The sequence below is a fragment of the Collimonas fungivorans genome, from assembly GCF_028292705.1.
GTDB classification, from domain to species: domain Bacteria; phylum Pseudomonadota; class Gammaproteobacteria; order Burkholderiales; family Burkholderiaceae_D; genus Collimonas; species Collimonas fungivorans_B.
Genome location: NZ_JAQGLV010000133.1, coordinates 1 through 24,137, shown reverse-complemented (window position 1 = coordinate 24,137; position 24,137 = coordinate 1). Strand labels below are relative to the sequence as shown.

The following is a 24,137-nucleotide window of genomic DNA, read 5'->3' as shown; positions in this document are numbered from 1 at the left end:
CCGCTCAGCCCCATTCCTTCCACCACCGCACCTTTCGATTTCAACGCAGCGAACGCCGCATCGGTGCCGCCGCCGCTGGCTACGTCTACTACGGTCATCGGCAGGTCCAGTTCCTGGTAGATCTTCTGGCCGTAAGCCGAGACGGCGCGCGAGGCGGCGTTGGTTTCCAGCGGCGGCCGCCGCATTTCAAATGTCAGGCGAACCTTGGCGTCCGGGATCAACTGCTTCTTGACGCGTTCTTGCAGCTGTTCCTGCAACTGCTGGAAGTCACTCACCTTCAAGGCGCGGGCGTCGGCCTGTGCGCTGGCGCTGGCGGGAATCACGTTGCGGTTGGTGCCGGCCTGCGCCACGGTCCAGTTCAGTTTCAGGCCGCGTTCCGGCTGCGACAAGGAACTCAATTGCAGCACCTGGTGCGACAGTTCATACAAGGCATTGATGCCTTTTTCCGGCGCCGCTCCGGCGTGTGAGGATTTGCCTTCAACCTTCAGGTAGGCAGCGGCGATTCCGCTGGTCGCCAGCCGCAGTTGGCCCTGGGCGCCGCCGCCTTCATAGGAAAACACAGCGTCCTGTTCAGCGCCCAGCTTGGTGTGCAGGCTGCGGCCGCCGGGCGAACTGATTTCTTCGTCGCCGTTAATCAATACCGTCAACGTGTCGTAATCCTTGAAACCGATTTTTTGCAGGATGGCGATGGTGTGCAGGATGGTGGCGACGCCTTGCTTGTCGTCGGCGATGCCGAGGCCGTAGGCCTTGTCGCCGTCAACCCGGAACTGCTGGTCCTTCAGCATGCCGCGCAGGTACACCGTATCCATGTGCGCGATCAGCATGATCTTGCGCTTGCCGGTGCCCTTGAAAACCGCGTGCACGATCTGTCCGATCTTTTCCGGAGTGTCGCCCATCCGGTAGATTTCCGGCGCGTCCAGCAGCTCGGCCTTGCCGCCCAGTTGCGTCAGGCGATCGCGGATCAGGGCGGCGATCTTGGCCAGGCCTTCAAGGTCGCCGCTGCCCGATTCGATATTCACCAGGTCGCGCATGGTGTCCATCATCGCCGGTTTTTCTTTTTGCGCCAGGTCGTATGCCTGCGCCACCGGCGCCGCCTGCGCCAGCCCGGCGCTCAACGCCAGTGCCGGGAAAAGCAGGGTGGCGAGCAGGTTTTTTTTCAGGGAAAAGGTTGTCTGTTTCAACTTCTGTCTCCATTGGTTTGAATGAGGTACCACGTTTGTTTTGTTAGAGCTGCTGCAGGTCGGCGTCGCGTGTTTCGCGCATGCACAGCACCGCCGCCAGGCTGAGCGCCGCAGCCACCGACACATAGGCGCCGACATAAGCCAGGCCGCCGCGCTGCGCCAGCAGTTGTGCGATATAAGGCGCCACCGATGCGCCGAGGATGCCGCCGATGTTGTACGCCACGCCGGCGCCGGTATAACGCACGGTGGTGGGAAACAGTTCGGGCAGCAGGGCGCCCATGGGCGCAAAAGTGACGCCCATCAGGAACAGAAAGATGATCAGGAACAGGGCAATCGCTACGATATTGCCGCTGCCGAACAGCGGTTGCATGGTGAAGCCTGCCGCGATCGCCGCCAGCGTGCCGACGATCAGCACCGGGCGCCGGCCGAAACGGTCGCTGGCCATGGCCGAGAATGGCGTGGCCAGCGCCATGAACACCACTGCCAGGCACAGTAACGCGAGGAATTCCTGGCGCGGGATATGCAGGGTGGTGACGCCATAGGACAGCGAGAACACAGTCGCGATATAGAACAATGTGTAGCAGACGATCATTGCCACTGCACCCAGCATCACCGGCCGCCAGTGATGCTGGAACAGGGTGACGGCCGGCACTTTCACGCGCTGATGTTTCTCCAGCGCCGCGGCAAACACCGGCGTTTCAGCGATCTTCAGCCGCACGTACAGGCCCAGCACCACCAGCACCGCGCTGAAAATGAAAGGGATGCGCCAGCCCCAGCTTTTGAACTGCTCATCCGACAGGCTCAAGGCCAAGGCGAGGAACAGGCCGTTCGCCATCAGGAAACCGACCGAAGGGCCAAGCTGCGGGAACATGCCATACCTGCCGCGTTTTCCCGGTGGCGCATATTCGGTGGCCAGCAGCGCCGCACCACCCCATTCGCCGCCCAGGCCTATGCCCTGGGCAAAACGCAGCACGCACAGCAGGATCGGCGCCAGCGCACCGATAGAGGCGTAACTCGGCAGGAAACCGATCAGCGTGGTGGCCACGCCCATCACCAGCAGCGACAGCACCAGCGTCGATTTGCGTCCGATGCGGTCGCCGAAATGGCCGAACAGGAAGGCGCCGACCGGGCGCGCGATAAAGGCGATGCCGAAGGTGACGAATGCCGACAGCGCTTGCGCCGTCGGTGAGTCATGCGGGAAAAATACCGGGCCGATGACCAGCGCCGCCGCGGTTGCGTAGACGTAGAAATCGTAGAATTCTATGGCGGTGCCAATGAAGCTGGCGAAGATCACGCGCCTGGCGCTGTTCTGCGCAGGGCTTGGGGCAGATGTGATTTGCTGCGACGCTGCACTCATCGTTTCTCCTCATTTTTTTAGTTTGAAGTCCAAGCATAGCCGAGATGAACCGGAAGCGACACTGTTCCAGCTTAGACCAGCTAGGCCAGCGGCGCCGGCAGGCGCTCCAGCACCCGCACCTCAGAATCGAAGATGATCCAGGCCTGCACCACGAAGCCGGCCAGCGCCAGCACCAGGCAGGCCGGTTCGCCCCAGCGCGCGCCGACCAGGCCGCCCAGCGCGGCGCCGATCGGCCGCGCGCCGGTATTGACCGTGAGGAAAATCGCCGATACCCGTCCCAGCATGGCGCCCGGCGTGACAGTCTGGCGCAGCGTGGTCGAGGTGATGACCCAGATGATCGGGCCGACGCCGAACAGGAAGAAGGCCGCGGCCGCCAGCACGCCGCTCGGCACCGCCAGCGTCGCCACCATGGTGAACGCCGCCAGCACCGAGATCGCCGGGCCGATCTGGATCGCGCGGCCGAACGGCAGCCTGGCCACTATCCGCGGCGTCAGCAGGGCGCCCAGCATCATGCCGACGCCATAGGCGCCGAGCGTCATGCCGACTTCGCCGGCGCTGAGGCCGAGCTTGCGCACCGCGTACGGTACATATGCAGCTTGCAGCACGAACCAGGAGATGTTCCAGGCCACTGCGGTCAGCAGGATCGGCCGCAGCAGGTTGTCGCGCCAGACCATGTGCGCGCCGTCGCGCAGCTCCAGCAGCGGATGGCGCGGCGCTGCCGGCGCGCGATGCGGTTCGCGCAGTTGCAACAGCAGCACGACGGCCGTGCCGGACAGGATCGCCGCCAGCACGAACGCGGTCGAGGCGCCGGCCCATGAAGTCAGCGCGCCGCCGAGGGCGGGACCGGCGGCAAAGGCGGCGCTGCGCGCCAGTTCCAGCCGGCCATTGGCTTTTGCCAGCAGTTCGCGTCCTACCAGCGCCGGTACGATGGCAGGCGCGGCGACGCTGAAACCGACAGTGCCGACAGCGCCGATGAAGCCGAGCACCGCCAGCAATCCGATCGAAAGATGGCCGGACAGGAGCGCCGCCAGCACGCCCAGCAAGGCCAGCATGCGCAGCACCTCGGCAGTCACCATCAGGCGCTTGCGCGAGGTGCGGTCGGCCAGCAGGCCGAACGGAATCGACAGCAGCAGAAACGGCAGCGACTGCACCGCGGCCAGCGTGCCGATCTCGCCCGGCCCGGCGCCGAGCAACAGCACTGCCATGATGGGCGTGGCCGCCAGGCTGAGCTGTTCGGCCGATTGCGCGGCAAGATTGGACCAGGTGAGGGCGACCAGGGAGCTAGGGAGTTTTGACGTCATGGAATTCTTATGGTGTGCTCGGAGAACGGAAGTGTCGCACCGTCGCCGGCAGCGAGCACTCCGTTTCTTGGTGCGCAATTCGCGCGCGCGGACGAGTTAGCGCCGCTCCGGCGTCAGCACGCTGGGTAAAGCCTTGGCCAGCGTTTCCGGATAATCCTGGCTGTAGTGCAGGCCGCGGCTCTCATGGCGCGACAAGGCGCTTTCGACAATCAGCGACGCCACCTGCACCAGGTTGCGCAACTCCAGCAAATCGCGGCTGATGCGGAAGTGCGCATAATATTCGTCGATTTCTTCCTTGAGCAGTCGGATCCGGTGCTGGGCGCGTTCCAGGCGTTTGTTGGTGCGCACGATGCCGACGTAGTTCCACATGAAGCGGCGCAATTCGTCCCAGTTATGGGAGATCACCACTTCTTCGTCGGCGTCGGTCACGCGGCTTTCGTCCCAGGCCGGCAGCGGGACGGCTTTCGGCTTCTCTTGCTGGGCGATGAACTTGGCGGTGGCGCGGCCCACCACCACGCATTCCAGCAGCGAATTGCTGGCCAGGCGGTTGGCGCCGTGCAAGCCGGTATAAGCGGTTTCGCCGACCGCATACAAACCGGGCAGGTCGGTGCGGCCATTCAGGTCGGTGACGATGCCGCCGCAGGTGAAGTGGACCGCCGGCACTACCGGGATCGCCTGCTTAGTGATGTCGATGCCGAGCTCCAGGCAACGGGCATAGATGGTCGGGAAATGTTCTTTCAGGAATTCCGGCGACTTGTGGGTGATGTCGAGGTCGACGTGGTCCAGGCCGCGTTTTTTCATCTCGAAGTCGATCGCCCGCGCCACCACATCGCGCGGCGCCAGTTCGGCGCGCTCGTCGTGAGCCGGCATGAAGCGCATGCCGGCATCGGCGCCTTCGGTATCCGGCAATTTCAGCACGCCGCCTTCGCCCCGTATCGCTTCGGTGATCAGGAAAGACTTGGCGTACGGGTGGTACAGGCAGGTCGGATGGAACTGGATGAATTCCATGTTGGCGACCCGGCAGCCGGCGCGCCAGGCCATGGCGATGCCGTCGCCGGTGGCGCTGTCGGGATTGGTGGTGTACAGGTAGACCTTGCCGGCGCCACCGGTGGCCAGCACCGTGTGGTTGGCGGCCAGGGTCAGCACCTTGCCGGTCTTGACGTTCTTGGCGTACAGGCCCAGGCAGCGCTGTGCGCTTTTGCCGGTTTCGCCAGTGGCTACCTTCTTCGACGTGATCAGGTCGATCGCGTAGTGATCTTCCAGCAACGTGATGTTCGGGTGGGCGCGCACCTTTTGTTCCAGCGTCACCTGCACCGCATGGCCGGTGGCGTCGGCGGCGTGGATGATGCGGCGCTGGCTGTGGCCGCCTTCGCGCGTCAGGTGGAAACCCAGCTCGGCGCTGGCGTCGGGCGTGAACGGCACGCCCTGTTCAATCAGCCATTCGATGGCGGCGCGGCCGTTTTCGACGATGAAGCGGGTCGCGGTTTCATCGCACAAGCCGGCGCCGGCGACCAAGGTGTCGTTGATATGCTGTTCATGACTGTCGCCGGAATCCAGCACGGCGGCGATGCCGCCCTGAGCCCAGTTGCTGGCGCCGTCGAGCAGCGCGCGTTTGGAGATGACTGCAACCTTGTTGTTTTCGGCAAGATGCAGTGCGACCGACAGGCCGGCCAGGCCGCTGCCGATAATGGCGACATCGAATTTCATGATGGATGCTTGGTTATTGTTTTAATCCGGACCGCCCCAGGGTCTGGGGCGATGTCTCTACTACCCTCTGCTACCGTGCTGCTGTGCCGCCAATTATTCCACGATTACCGGTTTGACTTTGGCCGCCGCCTGTTTGGCCCTGATGCGCGCGGTCTCGACATCGTCGGCCGTGGCCAGCGCCACGCCCATGCGCCGGCGCGCGAAGGATTCCGGCTTGCCGAACAGGCGGATATCCACGCCTTGTACCCGCAGCGCGTCTGCCACGCCTTCAAACGCGATGCCCTTGGCGTCATGCTGGCCGTAGATGACAGCCGAAGCCGCCGGGCTGCGCAAGGCGACGTTGACCGGCAGGCCGAGGATCGCCTTGGCCTGCAACTCGAATTCGCTTTGCTGCTGACTGGCCATGGTCACCATGCCGGTGTCGTGCGGGCGCGGGCTGACTTCGGAGAACCAGACCATTTCGTTTTTGACGAACAGCTCGACCCCGAACAGGCCGAGGCCGCCCAGGTTGTCGGTGACTTTCTTGGCGATATCGCGCGCCCTGAGCAACGCTTCCGGATGCATCGGATGCGGCTGCCAGGATTCGACGTAATCACCTTGCACCTGGATGTGGCCGATCGGCTCGCAGAAATGGGTGGCGATGCTGCCGTCCTGCTGCAGCGCGCGCACCGTCAGCAGCGTGATTTCATAATCGAAATCGATGAAGCCTTCGACGATGACGCGGCCCGAATCGACCCGGCCGCCGGCGGCGGCATAGGCCCAGGCCGCTTCGATTTCATCGGTGCTGTCGATCTTCGACTGGCCCTTGCCGGAAGACGACATGACCGGCTTGATCACGCACGGAAAGCCGATTGCCGAACAGGCGGCTTTCAGTTCGTCCAGGTTATTGGCAAAGCGGTAGGGCGAAGTCGCCAGCGCCAGCGTTTCGCCGGCCAGGCGCCGTATGCCTTCGCGGTTCATGGTCAGCCAGGCGGCGCGCGCGGTGGGGATGACGGTGACCTTGCCGGCAGCTTCCAGCGCGACCAGGGTTTCGGTAGCAATCGCTTCGATTTCCGGCACGACCAGATCTGGTTGCTCTAGCGCAATCAACGCTTCCAGCGCGGCGCCGTCGGCCATGTTGATCACGTGCGAACGGTGCGCGACCTGGTGGCCGGGGGCGTTCGGATAACGGTCGACGGCGATCACTTCGACGCCCAGCCGCTGCAGCGAGATGATGACTTCCTTGCCGAGTTCGCCGGAGCCCAGCAGCATGACTTTGGTGGCGGAAGGGGAAAGCGGAGTGCCGAGTGTGATTGGTGTCTTCATATTGGAAAGGAGCTGCGGCGCCTGGTTGCCCTGCGCCGCGAATTTGCTGTTAGTCGTTGATCGGTGAGGTGGGTGATGGCGGTAAAAAATTCGTAAAGAGGATATTTTATCGTCGGCCAGCGCCTGACAATAGCAAATATCAAGGCGCAAGGACAGTTGGCAAAATGAAAAAAGCCGCCAGAATCATCCGGCGGCTCTTCTTGCGCTGCTCAGGCATAGCCGTAAGCATATGCCATATCTTTCATTAGCGCTCGGCCTGGTAGATATCGTAGTCCTTGGTTTCCTTGACAAACAGCATGCCGATCACGAAGGTGGCGACGGCGATGATGATCGGATACCACAGGCCGTAGTAGATATCACCCTTGAACGCCACCAGGGCGAAGGCGGTGGTCGGCAGCAAACCGCCGAACCAGCCGTTGCCGATGTGGTAAGGCATGGACATCGAGGTATAGCGGATGCGGGTAGGGAACATTTCCACCAGCATCGCTGCGATCGGGCCGTAGACCATGGTCACGTAGATCACCAGGATGAACAGCAGCAACAGCACCATCGGCTTGTTCATCTGCTCCGGATCGGCCTTGCTTGGATAACCCGCGCCCTTGATGTCGCCGGCCAGTTCAGCCGAGAACGCCTTGTCCTTGGCGGCGGCATCTTCTTTCGACAAGCCTTTGGCGTCATACGAAGTCAAGACCTTTTCGCCGATCTTGATGGTGGCCACCGAACCTGGAGCGCCGACGACGTTCTCGTAGTTCACCGAGGCTGCCGACAGCTTGGCTTTGGCGATGTCGCAGGACGATGTGAACTTCTTGGTGCCGGTAGGGTTGAACTGGAACTGGCAGGTGGCCGGATCGGCAGTGACGATCACCGGTGCATTTTTCAGCGCGGCTTCCAGCGCCGGATTGGCGTAGTGGGTCAGGCCGGAAAAGATCGGGAAGTAGGTCAACGCTGCAATCAGGCAGCCGGCCATGATGATCGGCTTGCGGCCGATCTTGTCGGACAGCGTACCGAAGATCACGAAGAACGGCGTAGCCAGCAGCAGGGCCAGGGCGATCAGGATATTGGCGGTTGACATGTCCACCTTGAGCGATTGCGTCAGGAAGAACAGGGCATAGAACTGGCCGGTGTACCAGACCACGGCCTGGCCGGCGGTCAGGCCGATCAGGGCCAGGATCACCAGCTTCAGGTTTTTCCATTGGCCGAACGCTTCCGTCAGCGGTGCCTTGGACGTCTTGCCTTCAGCCTTCATCCTGGCGAAAGCCGGCGATTCGTTCATCGACAGGCGGATCCAGACCGATACCGCCAGCAACACGATCGACACCAGGAAAGGAATGCGCCAGCCCCATGACGAAAACGCTTCTTCGCCGACGGCGCTACGCACGCCCAGGATCACCAGCAGCGACAGGAACAGGCCCAGCGTCGCGGTAGTCTGGATCCACGAGGTGAATGCACCGCGCTTGTCGTCCGGCGCATGCTCGGCGACATAGGTCGCCGCGCCGCCGTACTCGCCGCCCAGCGCCAGGCCTTGCAGGATGCGCAGGGTGATCAGGATGATAGGAGCGGCAATGCCGATCGTGGCGTAGTTCGGCAGGATGCCGACGATGAAGGTCGAGGCGCCCATGATCAGGATCGTCACCAGGAAGGTGAACTTGCGGCCGATCATGTCGCCCAGGCGGCCGAACACCAGCGCGCCGAATGGGCGCACGATAAAGCCTGCGGCAAACGCCAGCAAGGCAAAGATGAAGCCGGTATTGGGATCGGTGCCGGAGAAGAACTGCTTGGCGATGATGGCCGCCAGCGAACCGTACAGGTAAAAGTCATACCATTCGAATACGGTGCCCAGCGACGAGGCAAAAATGACTTTGCGCTCCTCCGGTGTGATGCCCCGTGCAGCAGGTTTAAGCCCGCCAGCGGTAGGTTGTGTTGTGGCCATGCCGGTCTCCTTGATTATTTATATTTGGTACAGCTGACTTGGAGTGTGCAGGCGAAACCTTACGCGGGACTTGCTTGAAACTTACGAGAAACTTACGTGGGAGAAATGCCGGGAAGGAGAAGTTGCTACCTGTCAACACTGACAGCTATGCGGAAATCCTGGAGACGCTACAATGGCTACGTCTTCTACAACTCTCCCCGAGTTTGGATTCAGCCCGTGGCCGCAAGGTTTCACGGGCTTTTTTTTCGGCTGTCCGGCATGGGTAAAAGCGGCAGTTGTCATGGGGCAGTCATGCCGCTGTCATGTTAGTCGGGTAGCATACGATGTGTTGATTTAGTGCTCACTTATAAAGCCCGGCCAGGGTTTTTCGAAGAGTGTCTTGCCATCAGCAGGTTGGCCGGTAGCCTCGATCACCGGCACCAGTTTTGTTGTATCCCGATCAACCCGCTGCCGCAAGGTGCGCGGGTTTTTCGTTCTCCGGCCGTTATAATGTTTTATCCACACTCCCCAGCCGTTTACCCCGGAAACCCATGCAAATTCCAGCAGATGATTTGACCGAGATTGTTTTGCCGGAAATGCCTGAGTCCATTTTCCGGGCCGGTTTGCGTTATACGATCGATGCCGGACAACTGGACCGGCTTAAGGCCAGCGGCATTGTCTTGCCCGATACCCTGGCGCGGGCAGTGCTGAAACGCCAGGTGGAGTTCGCCGCCGGCAGGTTCTGCGCCCGCGAGGCGCTGCAGAAGCTCGGTTGCCACGACCAGGCGACGCTCGCCATCGGCCAGCATCGGGCGCCGTTGTGGCCCGCCGGCTACCTGGGCTCGATCAGCCACGGCGACGGCCTGGCGCTTGCGGTGGCTACCACCAGCCGCGAATGGCGCGGGTTGGGCATCGATATTGAGCGGATACTTACCAACGAAGCGGCGCAGCCGCTGCATGAACACCTGATGAAGACGCCGGAACTGGCCATCGGCGAGGCCGCCGGCTTGTCCCTCGGAGATTGGCTGAGCCTGGTTTTTTCGGCCAAGGAAAGCCTGTTCAAGGCGCTTTATCCCTTTGTCGGGCGTTATTTCGATTTCCTGGACGCCGAAGTGTGCGAATTGCAAGGACAGCAATCCTGTCTCACGCTAAGGCTGGCGGCAACCTTGTCGCCGTCATGCGTCAAAGGCAGCCTGTACAGCATCCGTTACAGTTATTTTTCCGGCAATGTAGCGACGCTGTGCCTGTTCTGACATCGGCGGCAATAGGCGCCAGGCCCTAGATATTTGCGAGGCGGCATCTATAATAAAAAGTCTTCTGGAGGGTTTTATGAAGGCTGCCAAGATCATCGAGATGTGGGGTAGGGCAAGTCGCCAGGTACCGCTCACCAGCGACGACGATATCGTACAGATGTTTGCCAACGAAATCGCAAAATTGTCTTACAAGCTGACAGAGGAAGAACTGTACCGGCTGATCGCGGTGGGAGCGCTGGTTTACCAGCGCGGTTTCCGCGAATTCGACGGCAACATCATGGCTGACCTGCTGATCAGGACCCTGCGCGATGGTGGGCGAGCGTAGGGCGGATCCGGTTCCGATATATTCCCGTTTCTCCAATAAAAAAGCCTGCTTCCTCATCGGTCGCAGGCTTTCAGAATGTTGGCTAAAGCTTAGATGGGGTCGCCTAGACCCGTACGATTTTTTCACCGGTCTGGTCAATCACGAATTTTCCTTCCGCATACGGAGTCAGCGCACGTCCGTCCGCCAGCTTGTAGATTTCACGTCCCGGCAGGGAAGCGACGGTGCCGTTTGCAGCAGCTCTTTCAATCGAGTCTTTATAGCACTCGACATGATAGGCGTTCCCTGTTTCTTTGCCTTTGGCGTCGAATTTTTCTGTTAAATCCATAAAATGTCTCCTTGTGCGCGAGGTTGGAATACCTGCGGTTACGATACCAGATTTTATTTAACGATTGTAGTAATCAATGCATTCGTCCGGCATCGCGCCTGCCCGCCTGGCCGCTATCCATTGCCGCTATCCTCCGCGGCGCGTACCATGAGGGTCGCAGCAAGCAAATTCTACAGAGGAAGCAGTAATGAACGACGGTTTGACAAGAGATGAATACGACGCCCTGGAACAGATCCGCAAAGGGGCGCACGGCAGGGTGACTGCTTGTGTGGCAAGGAATACCAAGCGCCTGGCCGGACTGAAGTACATTGCATATGAAAAGAACGGCGGCCTGTCATTGACCGACAAAGGGCAGCAGACGCTGTTCATCAGGAATTGCATAGAAGGCCTGCGCGCCGTGGCCAGCGATCCTGGCGCCAAGCTGGCGGCAGATGTCGCCATGTTCCTCGGCAAGAAAGGGCATGTCAGCGCCCGGCCTGCCGGCGACGGTTACGATATCACCGAAAAAGGGCGCGAATCCCTGGCGGATATTGATTCTTCGGCTACTTGAGCGGCCATAAAGCGGCCGCCGAAGTTATGCCCGGAGTATCAAGCTTGTGCGCTTAGTAAAAAATCATATAAATCAAACACTTGATTAAAATCTTTGCAGGTTATCCACAGGACTGTCCACAATTTCTGTGGGTAACTTTGAGCGATGGCTTATTTGGCCTTCCGGGCTGAATCCATCATGAATCCACGGAGAAAACCATGCCCATGCTGAACATAGGCCTTTTAGGCTACGGCTTTGCCGGCGCCACTTTCCATGCGCCGCTGATCGGACACTCGGGCCGCACCGCGCTCAGTGCGATCGCCAGCAGCCAGGCCGAGGCCGCCGCCCAAGCTTGGCCGGAAGCGCGCATCGTTGCTGATCTCGACGCCTTGCTGGCCGATGGCGGACTCGACTGCATCGTGATCGCGACGCCGAACGACACCCATTTTGAGTTCGCCCGGCGCACGCTGGCTGCCGGCAAGCATGTGGTGGTCGACAAGCCGATCACCCTGAGCGCGGAAGAGGCGCGCATCCTGGCGCGCACGGCCGCCGACAGCAAGCTGCTGCTGGCGCCGTTCCATAACCGGCGCTGGGACGGCGATTTCCGCACCGTGCAGGCGCTGATCGCTAGCGGCCGGCTTGGCCACATCACGCATTTCGAGTCGCATTTCGACCGTTTCCGGCCCGCAGTGCGGCAACGCTGGCGCGAGAACGCCGCAAGCGGCGGCCTGTTGTATGACCTTGGGCCGCACCTGGTCGACCAGGCGCTGACATTGTTTGGCGCCCCGCAAAACGTCAGCGCGACTATCGGCACCTACCGTGAACAGGCCAAGGCCGATGACTATGTCCATCTGCAGCTGGGCTATGCGGACAAGCAGGTGGTATTGCACGCCAGCGCCCTGAGCGCGCTGGAAGCGCCGCGTTTCACGATCCACGGCCGCCGCGGCAGTTATCTGAAAACCGGGCTCGACAGCCAGGAAGACCAGCTCAAGGCCGGTTTGCGCCCCGGGCAGCTGGGCTGGGGCAAAAACCCGCCGGGCCTGATCAGGGAAGTCGAAGGCGAGCTTGACCTGCGTGGCGAACTGGCTACCCTGGATGGCGCTTACGTTGAATTTTATCGGGCGCTGGCTGCGTCGATCCAGGATGGTGCGCCGTTTCCGGTCACTGTGGATGCCGCGGTCGGCGTTGCCGAAATCCTCGAGCTGGCGCGCCAAAGCGCCGCGGAAGGCCGCCGCCTGCCTTATTCGGCTATTGGATGGTAACGCTATCATCCGGGTGAATAACTGTTATGCGTTAAATAAATTGGCTGTCCTCGGGCCGGGTCTATATAGTTGCACCTGTCTCCTCCAACACCTCCTAAGGTTTGGATTCAAGCCCGCACCGCAAGGTTTAGCGGGCTTTTTTTTGCCTGCGGGATTTGTAGTAAATGCACAGCCTCTAGCTTTAGCTTGCATTTCTTGGAAGATCTGTGTATAGTTCTAAAATTGCCTGTCGCGGATGAAGAAATTTAAAGCGATCCGGGCCAATACAAGAGTAGATTCGTTACACGTCGGGGCCACTTTCCAGATAGGACTGGGTTTCGGGAATCTTCTCCTGTATTGAAGAATATGAAAACCTGCTTACCTCACGGTCGCAGGTTTTTTCACGTTTGGTACCGTATTTTTACTATATTGCGGTGCGCCATATTTCACCTTATAGTGGATTCGTCTCCTCCAACCCCCTATGGTTTGGATTCAGCCCGCGCCGCAAGGCTCTGCGGGCTTTTTTTTGCCTGTCGGAAAAGGGAAATCAAGCCAGGCGGCTTGTCCCCGGCTGGCGATTTGTTGTCAGGCAGTGACGCTTAGTGACATTAACTATCACACGTCCCTGCTGTCTGCGGACCTCACTGGTGCGGCTTGATCGTGCGGCTACGTTGCAATCGCGCGTCAGAACGGGCATTGCGGTTGTAGCTCGACAGGAAACCGCGTGTCTTGAGTTCCTTGTGCAGCAGGAAAGCGGCGAGCAGGGCGGCAAAAGTGATGGAGGCGAGGATGATTAACATTTTTTGTCTATCTTTCGAGTGATACCCGATAGCAGCAAAATTCGCGCCAGCTACGCTGTTTCAGCTTTCCTGGCGCGCCATCAGGGTATCCAGCAGCCAGCTGCCGGCCGGTCCCAGTCCGCGCTGGCGCGACCATACGGCGTCCACCTGTATGCTTTTCGGCCAGCCGCGCACCTGCAATTCGAGCAGGCTGCCGGCGGCAAAACGCTTGGCCATCCAGTGCGGCAGTTCGGCCCAGCCAAAACCCAGTTCTGTCATTTCCAGCAGCAGCAGGTAGCTGGACGCGGTCCAGCATTTGCCGCGCCGGCGCTGTACTGCATCGTCGGCAAAGGTGCTCAGGCGCAATTCGCGCGCCGCGTGCAGCATCTCGGTTGAGATGTGCCTGGCTGTTGCCAGCGGGTGCTGCTTGCCGACATACAGGCCGATCGCCGAGCGGTCCGGCACCGATTCAAAGCCGATATCCGGCGGATAATCTGCCTGCGCCGCCACCAGTCCCAGGTTGGCGCGTCCTTCCTGCACCAAAGACACCACGTCGTTACGCTCCGCAATCATGCATTCCAGCTCCAGCTCGGGGTAGCGCTGTTCGAAACTGGTGAGGATATGCTCGAAGCGGTCCGACTGGTAGGTGTCGGACAGCACCAGCGTCAGTTGCGGCTCCAGTCCGTCCGCCAGCCGGTGCGCCGACCGTTCCAGCCGGTCGGCGGCCTCCATCACCTGCTGCGCGTGGACCAGCATGGCCCGGCCTTGCTCGGTCAGCGTCGGGCGGCGGGTGCTGCGGTCGAACAAGGTCAATCCCAAGTCGATTTCCAGGTTGGCGATCGCCTCGCTGACGGTGGACTGCTGTTTGCCCAGTTTGCGCGCCGCGGCGGAAAACGAACCCAGCGTGGCGGCTTCGGCAAACATGAAGAGCGTTTCCAGGGAATGGCGCATGGCTGCTGATTCCTATATATCGGTTTATCCGATGGTTATTAGTTTTATAGTATCAGGAAAATCGAAGAAAATAGCCCCATCAGATATTTCTGAGCAATGGAGGTTATATGAATGCGAATAAAACATGGCGCGAGCGTGCTGTCCACGCGCTGATTTTCGAAGTGCTGGCGGTGGGGCTGACCGCGCCGGTATTGTCGTGGGTGATGAAGATGCCGATGGCGCACGCGGGTTTGCTGACGCTGATGATCTCGCTGGTGGCGATGACCTGGAACATGATTTTCAACAGCCTGTTCGACCGCATCGAGCGCCATTGGCGCCTGGTCCGCACCATGGCGATGCGGATGGTGCACGCTACCGCATTCGAAGCCGGGCTGGTGGCGATAGTGGTGCCTTTGGTGGCATGGTGGCTGGACATGAGCCTGCTCGACGCGCTGATCCTCGACATCGGCTTGCTGCTTTTTTTCCTGCCTTACACCTTTGTCTTCAACCTGGCGTACGACAAGCTGCGCGCTTCCCTGCTGAAGAAACGCATGTTTGCCGGCTCGTGACAATCCATCGCTTGCATGTAATGCATGCGATGGAACGAAGTAGCTGGGCTTGCCTTGGAATTACTGGAAATAGCCGCTGCCGATCACCAGCGGTTTGCCGATGATGCCGGCGCCGATCAGGCGCCGTGCGACGCCTTCGATTTTTGTCTGGAAAGCCCGGTAGGTATCGAGCAAATCGAGCTTGGGGTCTTTCGAATGCGACAGGTCTGAGAGTGTGGTTGCTGGCACCAGGCACTGATACTGTTGGAATTCGACCGTCACCGAAAACAGGATGCCGGCGTTGGTCAGGCGAGGTGCGGCAAGTACGTTGTCCATCATGGTCTCCACGATAATACGGTTGCGCAGAGTCAGACGGGATCGATAGGGCAGGCTATCTGGCTGCTTATCCATGGTGCCCGGAAACCGGCCGGCTGGCAAGGACAATACAGGGCCGGCGCTGGTGCAGGGGCAGATTTGTCATGTATGGCCCGCATATCAGGTATGCGGGCTTTTTTTGCCGCGCCGGCTTGCGGGCTGCAGCTGGAGAGGCTGCCGGATCAGTGCGCCATGCAGTAGCCGTCCAGCTCCAGCAACAGCTGCTGTTTAGCGGCTGCCGGCAGGAATGTCGCTTCGAACGCATTCCGCGCCAGCATCACCAGTTCGGTGCGGCTCAAGCGCAGCGAAGCCGCCACCGCCAGGAAATTGGCGTTCATGTAGCCGCCGAAATAGGCCGGATCGTCGGAGTTGACGGTGACCGCCAGGCCGGCGTGCAGCATGCGCGCCAGGTTGTGCTTGCGCATGTCGTCGACCACGCACAGCTTGAGGTTCGACAGCGGGCACACCGTCAGTGGAATGCGCTGCTGCGCCAGCCGCTTCATCAGGGCCGGATCTTCCTCGCTGCGCACGCCATGATCGATGCGCTCCACATGCAATACATCGAGGGCGTCCCGGACGTATTCCGGCGGACCCTCTTCACCGGCGTGGGCCACCAGGTGGAAACCGAGCTCGCGGCAGCGCGCGAAGACGCGGGCAAATTTTTCCGGCGGATTGCCGCGTTCAGCCGAATCCAGGCCTATGCCTATCCACAGGTCGCGATACTGGGCGCGCAAGGGCAGCGCTTGCTCCAGGGTGGCGAACGCTTCTTCTTCCGACAAGTGGCGCAGGAAGGACATGATCATGGCGCTGCTGAAACCATGCCTGTCGCGCGCTTCGCGCAGGGCGCGGGCGATGCCGGCGAACACGACGTCGATGCCGATGCCGCGTTCGGTATGGGTTTGCGGATCGAAGAAAATCTCGGAGTGGCGCACATTGTCTGCCCGCGAGCGGGCTATGTAGGCCATCGTCATGTCGTAGAAATCCTGTTCGGTCTGCAGCACCGCGGCGCCGGCGTAATACAGGTCGAGGAACGATTGCAGGTCGCTGAAGGCGTAGGCGGCGCGCAGTTCTTCTACCGAGGCGTATGGCAGTTCGACATTATTGCGTTGCGCCAGCGCGAACAGCAATTCAGGTTCCAGCGTGCCTTCGATATGCAGGTGCAGTTCCGCTTTTGGCAAACCTTCGATGAAGGAGATCAGGTCCGCGGCGAGCGGCGGGGTGGTGCTGATTGAATTCATGTGTACGTCCACGGTTAACGGGAGAAAATCAGGAGTAAATCAGGAGCTAATCCTCAATTTTACAGAATTGCGATACGGCTCCCTCCGTTTCCCAATTTCCGGTCAACTTTTCTTCAATGCGACGCGCCCAGAAACTGCTGCAGTTCGATGGTCTTGGGGTTGGCGAAAATCTCTTCCGGCGGGCCGATTTCATGCACTTTCCCTTGGTGCATGAACACCACGCGATCGCAGACTTCGCGCGCAAACCGCATTTCATGGGTCACCATCAGCAAGGTCATGCCTTCCTCCGCCAGCCCGCGCACCACCGCCAATACTTCGTTCACCAGTTCCGGGTCGAGCGCGGAGGTGATTTCGTCGCACAGCAGGGCTTGCGGCTGCATCGTCAGGGCGCGTGCAATCGCCACCCGCTGCTGCTGGCCGCCGGACAGCTGGTCCGGGTAGGCGTCGAATTTTTCCGCCAGGCCGACCCGCGCCAGGTTTTCCTGCGCCGACTTGCGCGCCTCGCTCTCCGTGCTGCCCTTGACGATCATCGGCGACAGCATCACGTTGCGGCCGACCGTCAGGTGCGGAAACAGGTTGAACTGCTGGAAAATCATGCCGACCTTCAGGCGCAGCGCCCGCAGCTCCACCTCAGTCTTGCCCAGGTGCGCGCCGGCGACGCTGATATTGCCTTCGTCTATGCTTTCCAGGCCGTTGATACAGCGCAGCAGGGTGCTCTTGCCCGAGCCGCTCTTGCCGATGATGGCGATCACTTCACCGGCTTCGACATCGAGCCTGATGCCCTTCAGCACCTGGTTGTCGCCGAAGCTTTTTTTTACGTTGTCAATGGCGATTAGCGGCATTGAATTTCCTTTCCAGAGACTGGCTGTATTTGGACAGCGGCCAGCACAGCGCAAAATACATCAGCGCCACCAGTGCATACACGGTGAACGGCTGAAACGTGGCGTTGGTGATCATGGTGCCGGCTTTCGACAGTTCGACGAAGCCGATGATGGAGGTCACCGCCGTGCCTTTGACGATCTGCACGCTGAAACCGACCGTAGGCGGAATCGCGATGCGCAGCGCCTGCGGCAGGATCACATGGCGCATCTGCTGCATGTAGCTCATGGCCAGGCAAGACGATGCTTCCCACTGGCCGCGCGGGATGGCGTCGACGCAGCCGCGCCAGATTTCCGCCAGGAAGGCGCTGCTCCAGCAAGTCAGCGCCAGCGCGGCGGCCAGCCAGGCCGGCACTTCCAGGCCAAACAGGGCGAGGCCGAAAAACGCCAGGAACAGCTGCATCAGCAAGGGCGTACCCTGGAACAGCTCGATGTACATCTTGGTCAGGCGGCGCAGCCAGGCTTGCTTCGAGGTCCGCATGAACAGGACGATCAGACCCAGCAGGCCGCCCAGGGCAAACGACGCCAGCGACAGCAAGACCGTCCAGCGCAGCGCCAGCAGCAGGTTGCGGACGATATCCCAGACAGAGAACGTAATCATGTGGCCTCCTTGGCGGCGGGCCGGCCGAACAGGCGGTCGCCGACCAGCCGCAGCAGCTGCCGCAGGCCGATCGCCAGCAGCAGGTAGATCGCGGTCGACAGCAGGTAGGATTCAAACGAACGGAAGTTGCGGCCCTGGATGAAGTTGGCGGCATACGCCAGCTCTTCCACCGCAATCTGCGAACACACGGCGGAGCCGAGCATCACGATCACTACCTGGCTCGACAGCGCCGGCCAGATTTTTTGCAGGGCAGGGGGCAGGATCACATGCCGGAATATCTGCATCCTGGTCATCGCCAGGCTCAGGCCGGCTTCGACCTGGCCGCGGGCGACGGCGGCGATGCCGGCGCGGATGATCTCGCAGCTGTAGGCGCCGAGATTGATCACCATCGCCAGCAGCGCCGCTTGCATTTCACCGATCTGCACGCCTATCCCCGGCAGCCCGAAGAAAATGAAAAACAGCTGGATCAGGAACGGCGTGTTACGGATCAGCTCAACATAGGCGCTGACCAGCGGCCGCAGCCAGCGCGGTCCCTGAGTGCGGGCCCAGGCGCCGAAGATGCCGACTGCAATGCCCAGCACGCCGCCGATGGCGATCAGTTCGATCGTCACCAGCACGCCTTTGACCAGCACGGCGGGATAATCGAACGGCGCCAGGAAATCGAATTGATAACTCATGTCTCGCCTTAAGCTAGTCGATGCGGCAAGCAGCGCTTACAGATTGGCCGGCAAAGGCAGGCCCAGCCACTTCACGCTCAGCGCATTCAGTTCGCCGTCCTTCTTGGTCTGCGCCAGGATCGCGTTGACCTTCTCGAGCAGTTTCGGTTCGTCCTTGCTGAGGCCGATCGAGCATGGCGAATTCTTGATCAGGAATTTGGTTTCCGGTTTCTTCGGCGGATTCTTGGCGATGATCGCTGCCGCCACCACGTTGCCGGTCGCTACCAGCTGCACCTGGCCCGAGAGGAAGGCGCTGATGGTGCCGTTGTTGTCTTCATAGCGCTTGATGGTGGCGCTGGCGGGAGCGATCTTGGTCAGTTCCAGGTCTTCCACCGCGCCGCGGGTCACGCCCACGGTCTTGCCGGCCAGGTCGGCCGCGCTGCTGACCTTCTGGTCGGCGCCGCCGAACACGCCGTTATAAAACGGGGCGTAAGCGTCGCTGAAGGCGATCACTTTTTCGCGTTCCGGGTTTTTACCCAGGCTGGAAATGATCAGGTCGACTTTCTTGGTTTGCAGATAGGGCACGCGATTGGCGCTGGTGACCGGGATCAGTTCGATCTTGACCCCCATTTTCTTGGCGATGAGGGTGGCGACATCGATATCCAGGCCCTGCGGCTTGAGGTCGCTGGTGACCGAACCGAACGGCGGGAAATCCTGCGGCACGGCGACCTTCAGTACGCCGCTCTTGACGATGTCGTCAAGCGCATCGGCCCTTGCCGTGCTGCTCATGCTGCTGAAGAGGGTAGCGGCGGCGGCCAAGGCGAACAAAATTTTTGGAAACTTCATGTTAAAACTCCTTCAGCGGGGGTGATGTTGCAAAGACGGCATTCTCGGAAAGCGGAGCCAGCGCCTGTCGTAGCGGCGACAGGGAATCGCTGCGCAGCGATTGGTCCAGGCCTGCTTCGACATTGCATAAATGGTTGTGCATCAGTTGTTCGGCCAGCTCCAGGTCGCCGGCTTCCAGCGCGGCGACGATGCCGACGTGTTCGGCGCAGGATTGCCGGGCGTGGTGCGACGACTGGTATTGCATGGCGGTCAGGGTGGTGCGGGTAGTGAGGTCGCGCAGGGTGTCGGCCAGCAAGGTATTGCCGAACGATTCGCACAGGCAGACATGGAAATCGCCCAAAAGGAAGCTACGGGTGGCGACATCTTCGCCTTCCAGCGAAGCCTGTTCGCGCTCGACATGCTGGCGCAGCTTACGGATGGCGTCGGCGCTGATCGGCCGTGCATGGCGCAGCAGCCCCAGCTCCAGCACACGGCGCGCTTCGAAAGCGTCGCGCGCATCTTCCGGGGTCGGTTCGATCACATACCAGCCGCGGCGGGCGCTGACGGTGACGATGCCGCGCGTCACCAGGCGCGTCAGGGCTTCGCGGATCTGGGTGCGGCTGACGCCGAACAGTTCCGCCAACTGCTGCTCTCCCAGCCGGGTGCCGGGGGCGAGCTTGCGCGCCAGCATCGCTTCGGTAATCCGTTCGGCGATTTGGGTGGACGATTTGGCAGCGGCGGTCATGCTGCTGTATCAGCAAGTCGTATGCCAGGCGCCTTTCCGGACTGATGCACCGATCTGATATACAAGATTGGTGTATCAGTTCACCAAATTGGTTAGCGCTGCCGCTTATTGTCACTTAAGGTCACTAAAAAGGGGCGCGGCTGCGCTTTTTTGGCACCTTATTCGGCATCTGCGAGGCATTGCCCGCCGCTGATATAAAATCGGAAACATCAATCAATACTGAACCAGGACCAAGAACATGACTCAGATAGTGAACGCCGATTTTGCCAATGCCCGCCACGCCAGCGCCATCGTGGAACTGCTGGACGGCTACGCCATGGATGCCATGGGCGGCGGCCAGCAGCTCGCCGATTTCGTCAAAAGCAACCTGATCGCCGCCATCAGCAAAAGGAACGATGTCCACGTGGTGCTGGCTTTTGTCGATGACGAGCCGGCCGGAGTGGCGATCTGCATCGAGGGATTTTCGACATTCGCCTGCCAGCCGCTGCTGAACATCCATGACCTGGCGGTTGCGGGGAAATTTCGCGGCCGCGGGATTTCCAAGCTGCTGATGGCGCAGGTCGAGCAGGTGGCGCTTGGCCTGGGCTGCTGCAAGATCACGCTCGAAGTGCTGGAAGGCAACCAGCGCGCCCAGGCGCTGTACAAGTCGACCGGGTTTGCCGGCTACGAACTCGATCCGGCCATGGGCAAAGCCATGCTGATGCAGAAAAAACTCTAGTCCGACGCCAGCGGGGATCAGCGCGAGCGGCGCCGGATTCGATCTACCAATGGGAGCCGACGGATGAATCTGAGCATTTTCCCCGAGTTGCAATATCTGGAAACCAGCCTGTATGTATTTGGCGCCGCCCTGCTGGCAGCAATACTGGCCGGCGTGCTGCATCGCGTGGGTATCATGCTGCTGCGGCGGCTGGTGCGCAACCGGCCTTACATCACCAACGCCAGCTTTATCGCTTACCGCGCCAGCCAGGTGTGCCTGATGCTGTTCGCGGTGCGCCTGGTGCTGACCGGGGCGCCGGACGATACGCCATGGCTGGTGCCGCTGTCTTACCTGACCTCGGTGGCGCTGATCATCGCCTTGACCTGGCTGGCGATGCGCTGCATCCGCACCTTGAGCGCCACCGTTGTCCAGCTCAACCCGGTCAGCGCCGCCGACAACCTGAAAGCGCGCCGCATCCTGACCCAGACCAGGGTGCTGACGCGCAGCGCCTACTTCATTGCGGCGCTGCTTGGCCTGGGTTTCGTCTTGCTGACCTTGCCCGGCGCGCGCCAGTTCGGCGCCAGCCTGCTGGCCTCGGCCGGGGTGGCGGGCCTGGTCGCGGGGATTGCGGCGCGGCCGGTGCTGGGCAACTTCATCGCCGGCATGCAGATCGCGTTTTCGCAGCCGATCCGCATCGACGATGTCTTGATCGTCCAGGGCGAGTGGGGGCGGGTCGAGGAAATCACCGGCACCTTCGTGGTGGTGCGGATCTGGGATGAACGGCGCCTGATCGTGCCCTTGCAGTGGTTTATCGAAAATCCTTTCGAGAACTGGACCCATACCTCTTCCACCATTCTCGGCACGGTGTTCCTGTGGCTGGATTTCGGCGTCCCGGTGCCGGCCGTGCGCGCCGAGTTCGAGCGCATATGCAAGCAATCTTCCTTGTGGGACGGCCGGGTTTGCGTCTTGCACGTGACCGACGCCAATGAACGCGCCATGCAATTGCGGCTGCTGGTCAGCGCCAGGGATTCCGGCACCGCCTTCGACCTGCGCTGCGCCATCCGCGAAGCCATGCTTGCTTTCATCGCCGAAAACTATCTGGACAGCCTGCCGCGGTTGCGTGCGGCCCTCGATCCCCAGCCTGCCGCTTAGGTAGTTGCGGCAGGATCGCCGCACTCGCCGATGATCCACTGGCGGAACAGGTCGATAGCGGCTGTCGTGCGCTGCGCGTTGGGGCGCACCAGAAAGTAGCCATTATCGGTCTGCACCGGACTGGCGGCGGCGCGCACCAGCTGGCCGCTGCGCAGCAAGTCCTCTACCAGCGGCAGCCAGCCCAGCGCCAGGCCCTGTCCGGCGATGGCGGCCTGGATCACCAGCGGGTAGTTGTTGAAGCTGAGGTCGTGTGCGCCGTCGCTGGCCGCCAGCTGGTGCCGGGCGAACCAGCTGTCCCAGCTCAGCCAGCGCGTCGGCTCCTCGCTTTCCAGGTGCAGCAACGGCAATGCCGTCAGTCTGCCGATATCTTCGCCTGCGGCATGGCTGGCCAAGAAACCTGGGCTGCATACCGGAATCACGATTTCGGGGAACAGCAGCTCCGCCTCGCAGCCCGGCCACTGGCCGGCGCCGAAAGCGATCGCTATGTCGACCGCTTCCTCGCGGATATCGAAAGCCTTTTGCGAAGTCACAATGCGCACGTCGAGGTCGGCCACCAGTTTGCGCAGGGCGCCCAGCTGGGGCATCAGCCAATACGCCGCGAAGCCGAAGTCGGTCGCTACCGTCAGCACCCGGCGCGAACGCTGCGCGCGGATTTGCGTCACGGCGCTGCCGATGGTGCCCAGGCTTTCGTGCACTGCCTCGAACAGGCGCACGCCGTCGGCGCTCAGGGAGACGCCGCGGTGGGCGCGCTTGAACAGAGGTACGCCCAGATTTTCTTCCAGCAAGCCGATGCGGTGGCTGACCGCCGGCTGGGTGGTGCCGAGTTCCTGCGCCGCCGCAGTGAAATTCAAGTGACGGGCCGCGGCTTCGAAGAACACCAGACTTTGCAAGGGTGGCAGGCGGTGTGGCTTAGCCATAAGCTCTCTTTATGGTTACATAACGATTTATGGGCTTCACACCCATGAAATCACGATGCTAGACTAACTCGTCACATAAAGCCAATCAATGCCAGGAGAGAGAAACAATGAGCCGCAAGCCGAATATCCTGATCCTGATGGCAGACCAGCTGGCGCCTGCCGCGCTGGCGGCTTACGGCAACCGGGTCTGCAAGACACCCAACATCGACGCGCTGGCGGAGGATGGCGTGGTGTTCGATTCCGCCTACACCAACAGTCCGCTGTGCGCGCCGTCGCGCTACGTGTTCATGGCGGGCAAGCTGCCTTCGGCGATCGGTGCTTACGACAATGCCGCCGAGCTGGGGGCGGAGGTGCTGACCTTCGGCCATTATTTGCGCCACGCCGGCTACCGCACCATCTTGTCCGGCAAGATGCATTTCTGCGGCGCCGATCAGTTGCACGGCTTTGAAGAGCGCCTGACCACCGATATCTATCCTGCGGATTTCGGCTGGACCCCTGATTGGGACCATCCGGAACAGCGCCCCAGCTGGTACCACAACATGAGCTCGGTGATCGACGCCGGGCCGTGCATACGCACCAACCAGCTCGATTTCGACGAAGAGGTAGTCGCCGCCGCCCGCCAGAAACTGTTCGATATCGCACGCGATGGCGATGACCGCCCGTTTTGCATGCTGGTCTCGATGACCCACCCGCACGACCCCTACGCCATCCCCGAACAATACTGGAACCTGTACCGGGACGAAGACATCGACATGCCGCGGGTAAACCTGGCCCCCGGGCAGCTCGACCCGCACTCCCGGCGCCTGCGCCACGTTAGCGACATGGACCGCACGCCGGTCACGGAACAGCAGGTGCGCAACGCCCGCCGTGCCTACTACGGCGCGGTTTCCTATGTCGACGAACAGATCGGCCGCATCCGGCATACGCTGGAGCAGACCGGCATGGCCGGCGACACCGTCATCCTGCTGCTGGCCGACCATGGTGACATGCTGGGCGAGCGCGGACTCTGGTACAAGATGAATTTCTTCGAAGGCGCCGCCCGCATACCGCTGATCGTGCATGCACCGGAGCGCTTCCGGCCGCAGCGGGTGGCGGCCTCGGTTTCGCTGGCCGATATCTTGCCGACCTTGGTTGACCTCGCTTTCGACGGCGCCGCGCCGCCGTATCCCGAAACTATCGACGGCCGCAGCCTGCTGCCGCACCTGCAAGGCAGGCCCGGGCATGACGAAGTGATCGGCGAGTATTGCGGCGAGGGCGCGCTGGCGCCGATCGTGATGATACGGCGCGGCCCCTACAAGTTCATCCACTCGCCGGTCGATCCCGACCAGCTCTACGATCTTGCGCGCGATCCCGACGAGCTGGA

25 protein-coding genes are annotated in these 24,137 nt (G+C 61.2%); 8 read left to right on the top strand and 17 right to left on the bottom strand.

All coding sequences use genetic code 11. The features are described 5' to 3' along the window. The 6 genes from JWQ61_RS06565 to JWQ61_RS06540 all read right to left on the bottom strand — a co-directional run. Positions 1–1,148: glutamate carboxypeptidase (locus JWQ61_RS06565; RefSeq protein ID WP_304359820.1), on the bottom strand; the 1,148-nt coding region annotated here is incomplete at its 3' end. A 76-nt stretch (positions 1,149–1,224) separates the two neighbouring features. Then, positions 1,225–2,538, bottom strand: coding sequence for an MFS transporter (locus tag JWQ61_RS06560; protein WP_304359819.1), 1,314 nt, complete (start codon positions 2,536–2,538; stop codon positions 1,225–1,227). 80 nt (positions 2,539–2,618) lie between these two features. Further along, entirely contained in the window at positions 2,619–3,839 is a 1,221-nt protein-coding gene (locus JWQ61_RS06555) for an MFS transporter (protein WP_304359818.1), read from the bottom strand. Positions 3,840–3,935: 96 nt separating this feature from the next. Next, positions 3,936–5,546 (bottom strand): L-aspartate oxidase, encoded by a 1,611-nt coding sequence (gene nadB / locus JWQ61_RS06550; protein ID WP_120236544.1) that lies wholly within the window; start codon positions 5,544–5,546, stop codon positions 3,936–3,938. A 93-nt stretch (positions 5,547–5,639) separates the two neighbouring features. Beyond that, positions 5,640–6,851: a formate-dependent phosphoribosylglycinamide formyltransferase gene (purT, locus tag JWQ61_RS06545; RefSeq protein ID WP_304359817.1), complete on the bottom strand. Its 1,212-nt coding sequence runs from the start codon at positions 6,849–6,851 to the stop codon at positions 5,640–5,642. Between the two features lie 244 nt (positions 6,852–7,095). After that, positions 7,096–8,781, bottom strand: coding sequence for an MFS transporter (locus JWQ61_RS06540; protein WP_304359816.1), 1,686 nt, complete (start codon positions 8,779–8,781; stop codon positions 7,096–7,098). A gap of 530 nt (positions 8,782–9,311) precedes the next feature. Between JWQ61_RS06540 and JWQ61_RS06535 the strand changes: the two genes are divergently transcribed. Together JWQ61_RS06535 and JWQ61_RS06530 are read left to right on the top strand one after the other, a co-directional pair. After that, entirely contained in the window at positions 9,312–10,013 is a 702-nt protein-coding gene (locus tag JWQ61_RS06535; RefSeq protein ID WP_304359815.1) for a 4'-phosphopantetheinyl transferase, read from the top strand. A 76-nt stretch (positions 10,014–10,089) separates the two neighbouring features. Continuing rightward, a complete protein-coding gene (locus JWQ61_RS06530; protein WP_014005376.1) occupies positions 10,090–10,338 on the top strand; it encodes a hypothetical protein in 249 nt (82 codons plus the stop codon). Between the two features lie 103 nt (positions 10,339–10,441). Here JWQ61_RS06530 and JWQ61_RS06525 read toward each other — a convergent pair whose 3' ends face one another. Continuing rightward, positions 10,442–10,663: a hypothetical protein gene (locus tag JWQ61_RS06525; protein WP_041741441.1), complete on the bottom strand. Its 222-nt coding sequence runs from the start codon at positions 10,661–10,663 to the stop codon at positions 10,442–10,444. A 187-nt stretch (positions 10,664–10,850) separates the two neighbouring features. On the opposite strand from JWQ61_RS06525, the gene JWQ61_RS06520 reads away from it, so the two are divergent. Then, positions 10,851–11,213 carry a hypothetical protein gene (locus JWQ61_RS06520; protein ID WP_304359814.1) on the top strand — a complete coding sequence of 121 codons (363 nt, stop codon included), beginning with the start codon at positions 10,851–10,853 and terminating at the stop codon, positions 11,211–11,213. 197 nt (positions 11,214–11,410) lie between these two features. Then, positions 11,411–12,454 (top strand): oxidoreductase, encoded by a 1,044-nt coding sequence (locus JWQ61_RS06515; protein ID WP_304359813.1) that lies wholly within the window; start codon positions 11,411–11,413, stop codon positions 12,452–12,454. Positions 12,455–13,074: 620 nt separating this feature from the next. Here JWQ61_RS06515 and JWQ61_RS06510 read toward each other — a convergent pair. Further along, positions 13,075–13,233, bottom strand: coding sequence for a hypothetical protein (locus tag JWQ61_RS06510; protein WP_014005380.1), 159 nt, complete (start codon positions 13,231–13,233; stop codon positions 13,075–13,077). Positions 13,234–13,293: 60 nt separating this feature from the next. After that, positions 13,294–14,163: a LysR family transcriptional regulator gene (locus JWQ61_RS06505; RefSeq protein ID WP_304359812.1), complete on the bottom strand. Its 870-nt coding sequence runs from the start codon at positions 14,161–14,163 to the stop codon at positions 13,294–13,296. Positions 14,164–14,270: 107 nt separating this feature from the next. Here JWQ61_RS06505 and JWQ61_RS06500 point away from each other — a divergent pair, with 107 nt between their 5' ends. Beyond that, the gene (locus tag JWQ61_RS06500; protein WP_304359811.1) at positions 14,271–14,711 is read left to right on the top strand and encodes a multidrug/biocide efflux PACE transporter; all 441 of its coding nucleotides are present in this window, start codon (positions 14,271–14,273) and stop codon (positions 14,709–14,711) included. Positions 14,712–14,771: 60 nt separating this feature from the next. On the opposite strand, the gene JWQ61_RS06495 is transcribed toward JWQ61_RS06500, so the two are convergent. From JWQ61_RS06495 to JWQ61_RS06465, 7 genes are all read right to left on the bottom strand, one after another. Then, a complete protein-coding gene (locus JWQ61_RS06495; RefSeq protein ID WP_304359810.1) occupies positions 14,772–15,029 on the bottom strand; it encodes a DUF1488 family protein in 258 nt (85 codons plus the stop codon). 218 nt (positions 15,030–15,247) lie between these two features. Then, complete coding sequence (locus tag JWQ61_RS06490) at positions 15,248–16,303, bottom strand: adenosine deaminase (protein WP_304359809.1); 1,056 nt, start codon at positions 16,301–16,303, stop codon at positions 15,248–15,250. 113 nt (positions 16,304–16,416) lie between these two features. Then, entirely contained in the window at positions 16,417–17,145 is a 729-nt protein-coding gene (locus JWQ61_RS06485) for an amino acid ABC transporter ATP-binding protein (RefSeq protein WP_304359808.1), read from the bottom strand. Beyond that, positions 17,126–17,782: an amino acid ABC transporter permease gene (locus tag JWQ61_RS06480; RefSeq protein ID WP_014005386.1), complete on the bottom strand. Its 657-nt coding sequence runs from the start codon at positions 17,780–17,782 to the stop codon at positions 17,126–17,128. Before JWQ61_RS06480 ends, JWQ61_RS06485 begins: the two co-directional genes overlap by 20 nt. Then, entirely contained in the window at positions 17,779–18,459 is a 681-nt protein-coding gene (locus JWQ61_RS06475; RefSeq protein ID WP_304359807.1) for an amino acid ABC transporter permease, read from the bottom strand. Before JWQ61_RS06475 ends, JWQ61_RS06480 begins: the two co-directional genes overlap by 4 nt. 36 nt (positions 18,460–18,495) lie before the next feature. Continuing rightward, entirely contained in the window at positions 18,496–19,284 is a 789-nt protein-coding gene (locus JWQ61_RS06470) for a transporter substrate-binding domain-containing protein (RefSeq protein WP_304359806.1), read from the bottom strand. A 1-nt stretch (position 19,285) separates the two neighbouring features. Beyond that, positions 19,286–20,008, bottom strand: a complete 723-nt coding sequence (locus JWQ61_RS06465) for a GntR family transcriptional regulator (protein ID WP_304359805.1) — start codon at positions 20,006–20,008, stop codon at positions 19,286–19,288. A 238-nt stretch (positions 20,009–20,246) separates the two neighbouring features. Here JWQ61_RS06465 and JWQ61_RS06460 point away from each other — a divergent pair, with 238 nt between their 5' ends. Both JWQ61_RS06460 and JWQ61_RS06455 read left to right on the top strand, forming a co-directional pair. Then, positions 20,247–20,726 (top strand): GNAT family N-acetyltransferase, encoded by a 480-nt coding sequence (locus tag JWQ61_RS06460; RefSeq protein ID WP_304359804.1) that lies wholly within the window; start codon positions 20,247–20,249, stop codon positions 20,724–20,726. Between the two features lie 63 nt (positions 20,727–20,789). Further along, entirely contained in the window at positions 20,790–21,857 is a 1,068-nt protein-coding gene (locus JWQ61_RS06455) for a mechanosensitive ion channel family protein (protein WP_304359803.1), read from the top strand. Here the strand turns inward: JWQ61_RS06455 and JWQ61_RS06450 are convergent. After that, positions 21,854–22,774: a LysR substrate-binding domain-containing protein gene (locus JWQ61_RS06450; protein WP_304359802.1), complete on the bottom strand. Its 921-nt coding sequence runs from the start codon at positions 22,772–22,774 to the stop codon at positions 21,854–21,856. The genes JWQ61_RS06455 and JWQ61_RS06450 overlap by 4 nt on opposite strands. A 107-nt stretch (positions 22,775–22,881) precedes the next feature. Here JWQ61_RS06450 and betC point away from each other — a divergent pair. Further along, on the top strand, positions 22,882–24,137 hold a 1,256-nt coding region (gene betC, locus JWQ61_RS06445; protein ID WP_304359801.1), incomplete at its 3' end, for a choline-sulfatase.